This window comes from Aquiflexum sp. (assembly GCF_041751335.1).
Classification (GTDB): domain Bacteria; phylum Bacteroidota; class Bacteroidia; order Cytophagales; family Cyclobacteriaceae; genus Aquiflexum.
Window position 1 is genome coordinate 1 of the sequence record NZ_JBGSXS010000050.1, and the last position, 11,519, is coordinate 11,519.

Sequence of the window (11,519 nt, forward strand, 5' to 3'; positions counted from 1 at the left end):
GGCACATGAACGTTTTGAAAGATTAAAAGGAATCAAGACATTCAACCAACACCCTGAAGAATTCAAGGATAAGTTGGAAACTCCGGCCTTTGTAAGAAAGCAGGTTAAACTTGCAGAGGTACAGCACAGTTCAGAAAGAAATCTTTCGAGGTTCAATCTGACCGACGAGAATGAATTTCTGAAAAATAATAGGTTTTTACACGATAATGTAGATTGATTAAAAGTTGATCAGCATTTCTGCCTGGGTGTGAAGCAATTCCTTGTACAGCCTGTTGGTGAGCAGGTTATCTGACATATTTTCCTCAATCTTAGCCAGTTTAGGTTTGAGGGCAAGTACATGCATCCCAAGGTAATGGAAGATGTCGGTGAGGTGGCTCAAAGCGATGCCACCCCCGCCAATTCCTGATGAAATGCCTACCAAAGCGCATTTTTTGTTCCTGAAAGAATTGGGATAAGTCATTCCATCGATAAAGGACTTAAGTATTCCGGGAAAGGAACCGTTGTATTCCGGGACAATAAAAACAAACTTATTTCCCTCTTTTACTTTTTGATGGAAATCATTGTATGCTTCGTTTTTCCCGTTGTTTTCATAAAGTGCAGAAAAAGCAAAATCATGAGGCAGGTCCTCCAATTTGAGTATTTCAGAATCAGCGCCAAAAGTGGAGAGGTTTTCCTGATACATGGAGGCAATCTTATATGACAGGGAATTTTTGCGGTTGGTGCCGACTATTATTTTGATCATGAAATGGGTCTTATTTTCCTTTTTCGATTTCTATTACAATTGGGAAAGTCAATTAGTTTCCTTTTTGTTTAAAATCAAATTGTTGTTTGAAATCGTTAAGTTTGGTCAAAGGAGAATTAATAAAGGGAGAAACTCAAATTAGAGAAGAGCTTTATCAAAATAAACTAAATCTATTTAATCAATATCATGTAGTTTGGAATTTTTAAATTCAGAAATATTTATCTTTAAAATAGAAGTTTTAAAAAAGTATCATGAATGCAGAATCACTCAAGCTTGGAATTATCGAAAGATTGATAAAAGTGCAAAATAAAGCCACTCTACAATAGTTGGATAATTTGATCACCAAAGCTGAAATTCTAAAACTAAGCTCTTCAAACATCATTGCCTCAATTGTTTATTTCTGATCCTGCTGAATGTTTCAGGAGTCATACCCAATACCGAGGCAAGGAATTTGGAAGGCACTTCATTGAATAAATTTCTGTCTTTCATAAACAGTTTGAAATATCGTTCCTCGGCACTTAGCGCAATTTGTTCACTTATCCTGTCTTCCATCTCACCCAATTGCTTGGTTACAAATGCTTTTTCAAATTGATGCCATTTTGGGACAATTTCTCCGATGCTGTCGTAATCACTTCTTTTAATTACAAAAATCTCACAATCAGTATATGCCTGTATATTCCATTTTCCCTTCATTTGCATAAAAAAACTCTGTTTATCCATTATCAAATGACCTTTCGTAGCAACCCATCGGGTAACTTCCTTATCTCCAAATTCGGCAAATTCCCGTAAAATTCCCTGATGAACAAAACCCATTTTTTCACAATAACCTCCTCCCTTGGAGAAAAAAGACCTTTTAGGAAGATCAACCTTCTGAAATAATCCTGACACCTTTTCAGCAAAAGCTTTATCTAATCCAAAGGTGCTGTGAATGTAATATTCGATTTCAGTCATGACGGCTATTGTTCTATCCAAGTTTTAATCATAAAGCTCCATGAGTTTAGATTTTGATTTTGCTGATTTATATATACTTTTCATACTTGGTCTAAAATTATTTTGTAAAAATAGGCCAAATGGACTAATTTTCCAACATGGAAACAAAAAAACATATTCTCGAGGTTAGCAGATTATTATTCAATGAAAAAGGAGTTATGAACGTAACCCTTCGTGATGTCGCGAAATCTATGAATAAGAGTTATGGTAATATCACCTATCATTTTCCTACAAAAGAAGATGTTATAACAAGTCTATTTGAAGAAATGAATATGGAGCTTGCTGCTCTTCAGACCTCAAATGATTTATCAAATTTGATGCGCTATTTTCTCGAGCTTCCTGAGTTTAGCTTTGACATCAACCTGAAGTACCTTTTTTTAACCATCGACTACAATGAGCTAAAACGCAATTTTTCAAATCTGTTTGAAAAGGTAAATACCTTGAATGAAGCTGGGAAAATGAAATGGAAGGAGTTACTCATGTATTTGAGAGATGAAAATTATTTAAATCAAAAAATAAGCAATGATGATTTAGATTATATGATGTTTATAAGCGTAAGTATCCATTTTGCTTATTTTCAAATGACAGATAGTCACGCCTACCAAAAAACGGAATTCACCAAAATAGTTAACCAATTTTTACAGCCTTATTTGAGTGAAAAAGGGTTGGCTGAGTACGAAAACTGGCTTAATTCACAATAAAATTTCATATACCAAACTCCCGAAGTTATTCGAAAAATGGATGAACTTAATTTTAATTAATTGCACAAAGCTTGAAAATTTCATATTTCCCGCCATAAGCTCTATAAGCTATGGCTAGTATTTTTTTTCCTTTAAAAAGATTCCTGAATTGAATAGAGTTTGTTCATTTGCTGTTTCATTACTTTGTCAGGCGTTAATTTCATAATGGTTTTCATTATCAACTGACCAAAACTACTATGAGCCATTTGTCCAAACCTCCAAGAATTATTTACCACATAGTCAACTTTTTCTCGTCTGGTTGATTCGAATAAATCTAAGGTCTGATCAATGTGATTTTTTTTGGCCAAAATGTTAGCCAAATAATATGCATCTTCTATTCCCTGTCCTGCTCCTTGTCCCATATTTGGGGTAGTGGCGTGTGCTGCATCACCTACCAAAACCACTTTGTGTTTATGCCATTTATCTAACCTTTTGAGGTCTGAAATGTCACTTCTGATGATTTTCTCCGCTTTGGTTTGGTCAATGATTTTTAGAACTAAAGGATGGAAGCTTTTAAAAAACTGTTGTAATTCAGATTTAATTGTTTCGGTATTGTCAGTTTCATTTTGTTTGGCATTGATTACAGCAAACCAATAAACCCGATTTTCTGTTATTTGAGAAAATCCAAATCGTATCTTTTTTCCCCAACTTTCAATGCCTGCGTTTTGAAATTCTTTTGGAAGAATAATGTCAGAAATGCCTCTCCAACAAGTTTGACCAGAAAATCTTTTTGGAGTATTTGAAAAGATACAGCCTCTAACTTTTGAGTTTATTCCATCGGCACCTATGAGCAAATCAGTTACTATTTCCTTATCGCCAACAGAAATCTTCACTTGATTTTCATTATAATCCAATGAATTGAATTCGTAACCTAGTTTAACAGTATCCTTAGATAAAGCTTCAAATAGTATCTTTTGTAGAATTGCTCGGTGTATAGCGACAATTTTATTACCTTTTTCGTCCTGCATTACCTCCTGTGTGGTTTTTTTAAAGGGGACTAATTGCGAGTTTGTGATACCAACCTGGTCTAACAACATACCATTCTGTCTAACGATTATACCCAACCCTAACCAATCTAAAACTTTTAGAGCGTTAGGTTGCATCCAAATACCCGCTCCAACTTCATTTAGCTGTTTAGCTCGTTCATACAATTCACATTGAAAACCAAGTTTGTTTAAGGCTAGAGCAGTCGATAAACCTGCAATTCCTCCACCAATTCTTGTTATATTCATATTTGAGGTATATTCTTTTTAAGAGTAAGTGTCAGGTTTGATTATTTTCAAATGAGGGATAGTCACCCTTCCCAAAAGAGGAATTGACTAAAATGGTTAACCAAATGTTTCAACCTATTTGAGCGAAAAGGATTAACTGTGTACAATGGCTGGCATAATTTACTTAAATAAATAAAATACTTTTTTTGAGAATCTACATGGCGAAATTAATTGAATAGGCCTGCCAAATTAGAAAATTTGACAGGCCGTGAATAATCATAAAAATTAGCGGGGGCACCCTTATTTAAATCTACCCATTTAGATTATTTGATTAACCTCAATTTAAGTTCTAAATCATGAACTTTAGTAGGATCGTTTAAATGCTGTACTTGCCAATCCCATGACAGGTTTATTTGCTGACTTGCGTTGATTCGGAAATTAAATAAATAAGCCACTTGGTTTTCTTCTAAAGAATTCAGCTTCAATAGTGTTTTGTCATTTAGTAATTGCCAATCACTTTGTTTTTGGTCACCTCCCTGCTTCACAGTCATCAAAGTCTGAGTAAAAGATACTTCAGCATCCGTTAGACTCAAGGGGCCCAAAATCTGGTTTTGCAGATATTCTTCCACATAAGTTTTGGCTGATTCCTCCTCTAGGCCAAAAACTTCTATACCCAATTCGGCTAAGGTTTTAATCTCCCCATTGAGCAATACTTCCGTACTTCTGCCATCAATTTTCCACTCCCCGAGAATTTCCATTCCTACGAGTTTCTCTTTTTCCTGACATGAGAATAAGCTTAACCAAGCTAGTCCCATAAAAAGCAATATTACTGGTCTCATAATTAATTGTTGTTTTGTTTATAAATTTCTGAGACAAAGATGGAGGGTGTTTTTTGAAGGGAGATTGATCTATATCAAGAAAAAATATCATATTAAAAATCTTGGTGAAATTTGACATTGGCGATAAGTTAGATTGTATATTCGCCGAAAGCAATTTATACATGTATATCGCAAAGCATATTTCTTTCACAACAAGAGTTGGTATTTTATTATTTTTGATCAAAATGAATTCACAGTTTCTTAAACCTCATTTTACCTAAATCATTAACTTTAGAAAAATTAAATTTATGAGACAGGAACCAAGCGTAGATTACATTAAACAGATTCAATTTGCATTTGAACATATCCAAAACATATATTCGGAGCCTTTGGAGATTGGGATTGTATTGGGGACTGGTCTTGGACAGTTGATCCAAAACATTGATATCATTAAGGAAATATCTTACGATGAGATCCCGTATTTTCCTATTTCAACAGTAGAAAGCCACCATGGAAAACTGATTATCGGAAGGCTTTCAGGTAAATCAGTGATTGCCATGCAAGGAAGATTTCACTACTATGAGGGATATTCCATGAAGGAGGTGACTTTTCCTGTTCGTGTGTTGAAAAAGTTGGGGATCCATCACCTTTTTGTTTCCAATGCTGCAGGAGGTTTGAATCCCGATTACGGTATCGGGGATTTGATGATCATCAATGACCATATTGATTTATTTCCAGAGAATCCCTTAAGAGGGAAAAACTTGGATGAGTTTGGGGTAAGGTTTCCTGATATGTCGGAACCCTATGACTTAAAATTACTGTATAAAGGATTAGAGATTGCCCAACAAAACAACCTTAAGGTTCATCAAGGAGTCTATGCTGCCATGCAGGGACCTAATTTGGAAACCAAGGCTGAGTATAAATACCTGAGAACAATCGGTGCAGATGCCATAGGGATGAGTACCATTCCAGAAGTGATTGTAGCGCGACATATGGATTTGACAGTTTTTGCCATTTCTGCTATCACTGACCTTTGTACACCTGGTAAAGTCAAAAAAATCACCATTTCAGAAGTACTTGCTGCTGCGGCTATCGCTGAGCCTGGAATGAGTCTGATCATCAGAGAATTGATCAGGAAATTATAATCATATCGAAATCTTTTTAAAGCCTTTTAATTGAATGGAAAAAATCCATAACCTTCGACACTGCTTGGAATCTGCTGAATTTATCAAAAAAAAAATTGGAGGTACACCCAAAGTTGGAATTATCCTTGGCTCCGGTTTGGGTGGTTTGGTAGATGATATTGAGGAAAAAAGTATCATCCCTTATTCAGAAATCCCTCATTTTCCGGTTTCAACTGTGGAGGGCCATAAGGGTGAATTGATATATGGTTTTTTGAAAGGTAGTCCAATCATTGCCATGGCAGGTCGCTTTCATTATTACGAAGGCTATGACATGGCAAATGTGGTTTTTCCTATTCGGGTTATGAAACTTCTAGGGGTTGAAAAGTTGATCATCACCAATGCAGCAGGAGGTTTGAATACTGATTTTGAAGTCGGTGACCTGATGCTGATTGAAGATTTCATCAGCCGTTTTCCAGATAATCCACTGCGGGGTTTCAACGAGGAAGAGTTCGGTCCAAGGTTTCCTGATATGAGCGAACCATTCGATAAGGAGTGGATAGAACAAACTTTTTCAAAAGCCGAAGAACTGGATATAATACTGAAAAGAGGAACTTACATGGGTGTCACTGGACCGGTTTTAGAAACAAAGGCTGAGATCAGGTTTCTGAAGTTAATTGGCGGCGATGCTGTCGGCATGAGTACAGTTCCCGAAGTGATTGCTGCAATCCATTTGGGTATGAAAGTATTAGGATTTTCTGTCATCACCAATGAAAGTATCCCCAAAGTTGCGAAGGAATTTGCCCATGCAGATGTGGTTGATGTCGCGCAACGATCTGGGAAGAAGCTGGTAGCGTTAGTTAAAGAGATTGTGAATTGAAGGGCTTTTAGAAAAGTAAACCTGTCCCAAAAGGAACAGGTTTATAAACTTTACGATTTTTTGATAATCAAACTGTCATTATCTCGTGTTCTTTTTTGGTCAAAAGTTCATCAATTTTTGTAGAGTATTGATCTGTAAGCTTTTGCACCGAATCTTCAGCTCTTTTCACTTCATCCTCAGAAGCACCATCCTTTTGAAGTTTTTTTAAGGCATCATTGGTTTCTTTCCTTACGGTTCGGATAGAAATTTTCCCTGATTCACATTCATTCTTAGCATTCTTAACCAACATTTTTCTTCTTTCCTCAGTCATTGGAGGTATGGTAAGAATGATGATTTCTCCATTGTTCTGTGGTGCTAATCCTAGGTCAGAATTGATGATAGACCTTTCAATTTCGCCGATCAGGTTTCTTTCCCAAGGTTTGACAGAAAGCGTCCTGGCATCGGGAGTGGTTATAGAAGCTACCTGTTGGATAGGGGTTGGTGTGCCGTAATATGCCACCATTAATCCATCGAGGATGTTAGGCATGGCCTTTCCGGCTCGTATTTTCAATAGTTCAGCAGCAGTATGGTCCACCGCTTTTTGCATCAGTTCTTTGGTTTCTTCCAGTTGCAGTTGAATTTCTTCCATGATTTTTCGGATTAATTTGAAGTGATTAATGTTCCGATATCTTGTCCCTCGACTATTTTCTTTAGGTTGCCGGGCTTGTTCATATCAAATACCACAATCGGTAAGTTGTTTTCCTGACAAAGTGTAAAAGCAGTCATATCCATGATGTTGAGGTTTTTTTCATAAGCCTCCTGAAAGGATAGTGTACTGTATTTGGTAGCAGTTTTATCCTTTTCAGGATCGGCGGTGTAAACGCCATCTACTCTTGTACCTTTCAAAACCACATCTGCTTCGATTTCAATTGCTCTTAAACTTGCTGTCGAATCAGTGGTGAAATAAGGATTTCCTATACCTGCGCCAAAAATAACAATTCTGCCTTTTTCCAAGTGTCTAATTGCCCTTCTTCTGATAAATGGTTCGCAGACGCTTTCTACTTTTATTCCGGACATGAGACGGGTAAACATGCCGTTTTGTTCCAAGGCACTTTGGAGCGCCATGGCATTGATTAAAGTGGCAAGCATGCCCATATAATCCCCCTGAACCCTATCAATACCTGTGTTCTCGGCTTGAACTCCCCTGAAAATATTGCCCCCACCTATGACTATAGCTACTTCTACTCCCAAATCTTTGATTTTTCTGATTTCTTGGGCGTACTGTTCCAGTCTTTTTGAATCAATTCCGTATTTTTTTTCACCCATCAAAGCTTCTCCGCTCAATTTCAGTAGTATCCTGCTATATTTCATTTTTGAATTGGTATAAAAGAGGTTATTTATTTCAGTAGGTTAATTTTTAAATCCGTCAAATATAAAGCCTTCCAAAAGAAATTTAAACAGAATAAAGTTTAAAATTGGATAAGGACCTGATTTTTTTCAACGCTTTCACCTTTTTTGATTTTGATTTTTTTGACAGTACCATCACCAGGTGATTTGAGTATATTTTCCATTTTCATAGCCTCTAAAATCAAAACAGGATCCCCTTTTCTAACTTCATCTCCTTCCTTTACTTTGATGTCAAAAATCAATCCAGGCATTGGGGCTTTGATTTCTTTTGCGGAGTTGTTTTGTAAATTATTCATACCCAACTTTTCCAACAATAAATCAAACTTATCCTTGATCCTTATTTCACAGGGTTTATTGTTGAGTTTCAGTTTTACGGTTTTTTTTTCACTGTCCAAACTTACCAATTCCAGATTGTAGGACTGATTTTGATAGATTAAATGGTAATGGCGATCTCCCGTTTTCTTTAAATCCCATTCCAGAATACTTCCATTGACAGAGAGTTTGTCTTTGGATTTTTCTACTTCAAAAACTGAATTGTTGATACTAACTGAATACATTTCTTTTAATTTGCGATAAATATACAATTAATCTTTAAAATGCATTTTCATGAGATTTTATAAACCCAAGTCAGTCTTTTTTTTACTATTAATAGTGATTTGGTCTTGCCAAAGTTCCAAAAAGTTGACCGAGACGGATATCACTAATGATTCCGAACTCAATCAAGATGTTGAAACTGATTCAACTTCTAATGCGGAGTTAATCCATTCACTTGAACTTCAGCTGTCAGAATATAGAGCTTCAAGAACAAAAGATTTTGATTTATTGCACACTGAACTTGATCTTTCATTTGATTATGAAAATCAATGGGTTAAAGGTGAGGCAATACTGACTTTAAAGCCATACTTTTTTCCTCAAAAAGAACTTATCCTTGATGCAAAGGATTTTGAAATCCATGGTTTTACCCTACTTGGAAATGGGGGTGAGAGTGAATTAAATTTCAAGTATAATTCGAAAGTACTCACCGGTTTTCTGCCTAAGTTATTTACCTCAAATGATACCCTAAAAGTAAAAATCAAATATACCGCAAAGCCAAACGAAGGGGAAGTAGCGGGCAGTTCGGCCATTACAGATACTAAAGGGCTTTATTTCATAAATCCGAAAGGAGATGAGCCAAGTAAACCTACGCTGATTTGGACTCAAGGTGAGACCGAACACAATTCAAAATGGTTTCCAACCATCGATTCCCCAAATGAGAGAATGACCCAAGAAATCAGACTGACAGTGGAGGATAAATACCGGACGATAAGCAATGGTAAGTTGCAGTCCAAAAAATTAAATCCAGAAGGTACCAGAACAGACCATTGGATTATGGATATGCCCCATGCACCCTACCTCGCAGCAGTAATTGTGGGTGATTATGTGGAGATAGAGGATAGTTGGGAGGGAATGCAGGTCAATTATTATGTGGAGAAAGAGTTTGAGGCAGGTGCCAAAAGGGTTTTTCAAAACACCCCAGAAATGATAGGGTTTTTCTCCGACTTATTGGGGGTGAAATATCCGTGGCAGAAATATGATCAGGTTGTTGTTCGTGACTTTGTATCGGGAGCCATGGAAAACACAACTATCACGGTATTTATGGAAGAATTGAACCTCGATGAGCGAGGTGCCATAGATTCAGAATGGGACGGGATTATTGCCCATGAATTGTTTCATCAATGGTTTGGGAATTTGGTAACAACGGAATCCTGGTCCAACCTTACTTTAAATGAAGCTTTTGCCAATTATTCCGAATATCTGTGGTACGAGTTCAAGGAAGGAAAGGATGGTGCGGATATGCATCATTTGTCAGAGATGGAGCAGTATTTCGATGAAGCTAAAACAAAGCAGGAGGACCTTATCAGATTCTATTATAATAACAATGAAGATATGTTTGATAGCCATTCCTACGCCAAAGGTGGAAGGATTCTCCATATGTTAAGAAGGCATCTTGGTGATGAAGCTTTTTTTGCTTCCTTAAATTATTACTTACAAAAACATGCTTATTCCTCAGTAGAAGTCCATGATTTAAGATTGGCTTTTGAGCATGTTACCGGTCAGGACCTGAACTGGTTTTTTAATCAATGGTTTTTGGATTCTGGACATCCTATATTGGAATATGAAGTGGATTACAGCCAACCGGATAACCTTCTCCTGACAGTAGCACAACGGCAGGATTTTGAAAACACTCCTTTATACAAAATCCCTTTTAAAGTAAGTTGGTATGACGAAGGTCAGCGTTTTGAAAAGGAACTGGTATTAGAAAAGGAGTGGCAACAATTTGCAATTGAGAATGGGACCCCGGTAAAATCCCTGTATTTTGATGAGGCATCTGAAATTTTGGCTGAAAAGAAATCTAATAGAGGGCTACAGTTTTTTTTAGACCAATATAGAAATTCAATTTTGGGAGTTGCTAGATATGAGGCTATTGATAGTTTGGGGACAGCATATAAAAATGATGAAGAGGTCATCAATTTGTTAGGAGTCGCTTTACAGGATGACTTTTGGGCAATAAGGGAATTGGCCCTGATGAAACTAGCTGAGAATCCCGAATGGATGGAAGTTATTTCAGGTTTGGAAGACAGACTGTTTGAAATGGCAGAAAATGACCCGAAACATACGGTTAGATTGGGGGCAATTGAAATATTGTCAGCCATAGGTCCGGACAAGTATTCACCAGCTTTTTTGAGATGGATGAACCACCCATCCTATTATGTTGCAGGCGCAGCTTTGGGGGCATACCTTGAAAATGGAAAAAATCTTAATCGGGCGGAGATAGCTCTAAGATTTGAGGATGAAAAAAACATCAGGTTATTGGTAGCCCTTGCTGATTATTATATAACAGAAACTGTTCCCGGAAAGGGTAATTGGTTCAATGAAAAGTTGGCCATTTTGAGTGGTCAATCTTTATACTATTTTCTAGGCTATTATGGTGATTACTTTGCAAAAAACGCGAATGAAGATACTGGAACTGCAATCAAGAACCTTTCTCAAATAGCTTCAAATCACCAGGCCAATTATATAAGGATTACAGCATTTATGGGGCTTGTTGGTTTCATTGATGAACCTGGAGTTTTGGAAATGGCCAAAAAAATCTATGAAGAAGAAAGTGATGAATTAGCTAAGAGATATAAGGAATTTTTCCTCTCCACCTACCTCGAAGAAAATTAAATACTTGATTTTTATATGGTTAAATTGGGTCTTCGAAAATAACTTTGAAATTTTTTAACATTATTTTGAATGTTTAGGAAAAGGGTATAATTTTGCCATCCGTTAAGAAAGATAATAGACCAAAATTAGTTGATTATTAGCGGATAACAGTTGGGGGAATACCAAAGCGGCCAACTGGGACGGACTGTAAATCCGTTGACTTATGTCTTCACAGGTTCGAATCCTGTTTCCCCCACGAATGTGAAATGCGAAATATTTTCGTAGTTTTGCACAACGTTTCAAAAAGCGGGAGTAGCTCAGTTGGTAGAGCGGCAGCCTTCCAAGCTGCAGGTCGCGGGTTCGAGCCTCGTCTCCCGCTCTATGCTTTTATAAGCAGAGCGAATGTTACCAGCCGACGTAGCTCAGTGGTAGAGTACTTCCTTGG

Annotated in this window: 11 protein-coding genes, 2 tRNA genes and 1 pseudogene; 7 read left to right on the forward strand and 7 right to left on the reverse strand. The window is 36.9% G+C overall.

The window, feature by feature from the left end; genetic code table 11:
• Positions 1-217: pseudogene (locus ACEW8U_RS02625) on the forward strand (cell division protein FtsZ); the annotation flags it as partial.
• Here the strand turns inward: ACEW8U_RS02625 and ACEW8U_RS02630 are convergent.
• Together ACEW8U_RS02630 and ACEW8U_RS02635 are read right to left on the reverse strand one after the other, a co-directional pair.
• Positions 218-742 carry an NADPH-dependent FMN reductase gene (locus ACEW8U_RS02630; protein WP_373520479.1) on the reverse strand — a complete coding sequence of 175 codons (525 nt, stop codon included), beginning with the start codon at positions 740-742 and terminating at the stop codon, positions 218-220.
• A gap of 378 nt (positions 743-1,120) precedes the next feature.
• On the reverse strand, positions 1,121-1,714 hold the full coding sequence (locus tag ACEW8U_RS02635; RefSeq protein WP_373520480.1) for a Crp/Fnr family transcriptional regulator: 594 nt from the start codon (positions 1,712-1,714) through the stop codon (positions 1,121-1,123).
• A 116-nt stretch (positions 1,715-1,830) separates the two neighbouring features.
• On the opposite strand from ACEW8U_RS02635, the gene ACEW8U_RS02640 reads away from it, so the two are divergent.
• A complete protein-coding gene (locus ACEW8U_RS02640; RefSeq protein ID WP_373520481.1) occupies positions 1,831-2,433 on the forward strand; it encodes a TetR/AcrR family transcriptional regulator in 603 nt (200 codons plus the stop codon).
• Positions 2,434-2,564: 131 nt separating this feature from the next.
• Here the strand turns inward: ACEW8U_RS02640 and ACEW8U_RS02645 are convergent, their stop codons facing one another.
• Positions 2,565-3,704 (reverse strand): FAD-dependent monooxygenase, encoded by a 1,140-nt coding sequence (locus tag ACEW8U_RS02645; protein ID WP_373520482.1) that lies wholly within the window; start codon positions 3,702-3,704, stop codon positions 2,565-2,567.
• A 302-nt stretch (positions 3,705-4,006) separates the two neighbouring features.
• The gene (locus ACEW8U_RS02650) at positions 4,007-4,522 is read right to left on the reverse strand and encodes a hypothetical protein (protein WP_373520483.1); all 516 of its coding nucleotides are present in this window, start codon (positions 4,520-4,522) and stop codon (positions 4,007-4,009) included.
• A 287-nt stretch (positions 4,523-4,809) separates the two neighbouring features.
• Here ACEW8U_RS02650 and ACEW8U_RS02655 point away from each other — a divergent pair, with 287 nt between their 5' ends.
• Both ACEW8U_RS02655 and ACEW8U_RS02660 read left to right on the forward strand, forming a co-directional pair.
• A complete protein-coding gene (locus tag ACEW8U_RS02655; protein ID WP_373520484.1) occupies positions 4,810-5,646 on the forward strand; it encodes a purine-nucleoside phosphorylase in 837 nt (278 codons plus the stop codon).
• A 34-nt stretch (positions 5,647-5,680) separates the two neighbouring features.
• Positions 5,681-6,502: a purine-nucleoside phosphorylase gene (locus ACEW8U_RS02660; RefSeq protein ID WP_373520485.1), complete on the forward strand. Its 822-nt coding sequence runs from the start codon at positions 5,681-5,683 to the stop codon at positions 6,500-6,502.
• Positions 6,503-6,569: 67 nt separating this feature from the next.
• Here the strand turns inward: ACEW8U_RS02660 and frr are convergent, their stop codons facing one another.
• The 3 genes from frr to ACEW8U_RS02675 all read right to left on the reverse strand — a co-directional run bounded on the left by frr (position 6,570) and on the right by ACEW8U_RS02675 (position 8,445).
• On the reverse strand, positions 6,570-7,130 hold the full coding sequence (gene frr / locus ACEW8U_RS02665; protein WP_373520486.1) for a ribosome recycling factor: 561 nt from the start codon (positions 7,128-7,130) through the stop codon (positions 6,570-6,572).
• Between the two features lie 11 nt (positions 7,131-7,141).
• Positions 7,142-7,852 (reverse strand): UMP kinase, encoded by a 711-nt coding sequence (pyrH, locus tag ACEW8U_RS02670; protein ID WP_373520487.1) that lies wholly within the window; start codon positions 7,850-7,852, stop codon positions 7,142-7,144.
• Between the two features lie 98 nt (positions 7,853-7,950).
• Positions 7,951-8,445 (reverse strand): acetyl-CoA carboxylase biotin carboxyl carrier protein subunit, encoded by a 495-nt coding sequence (locus ACEW8U_RS02675; protein WP_373520488.1) that lies wholly within the window; start codon positions 8,443-8,445, stop codon positions 7,951-7,953.
• 49 nt (positions 8,446-8,494) lie between these two features.
• On the opposite strand from ACEW8U_RS02675, the gene ACEW8U_RS02680 reads away from it, so the two are divergent.
• The 3 genes from ACEW8U_RS02680 to ACEW8U_RS02690 all read left to right on the forward strand — a co-directional run bounded on the left by ACEW8U_RS02680 (position 8,495) and on the right by ACEW8U_RS02690 (position 11,453).
• Positions 8,495-11,095 carry a M1 family aminopeptidase gene (locus ACEW8U_RS02680; protein WP_373520489.1) on the forward strand — a complete coding sequence of 867 codons (2,601 nt, stop codon included), beginning with the start codon at positions 8,495-8,497 and terminating at the stop codon, positions 11,093-11,095.
• A 152-nt stretch (positions 11,096-11,247) separates the two neighbouring features.
• A tRNA-Tyr gene (locus ACEW8U_RS02685) sits at positions 11,248-11,330 on the forward strand.
• A 50-nt stretch (positions 11,331-11,380) separates the two neighbouring features.
• A tRNA-Gly gene (locus ACEW8U_RS02690) sits at positions 11,381-11,453 on the forward strand.
• The last annotated feature ends 66 nt before the right edge of the window (positions 11,454-11,519 follow it).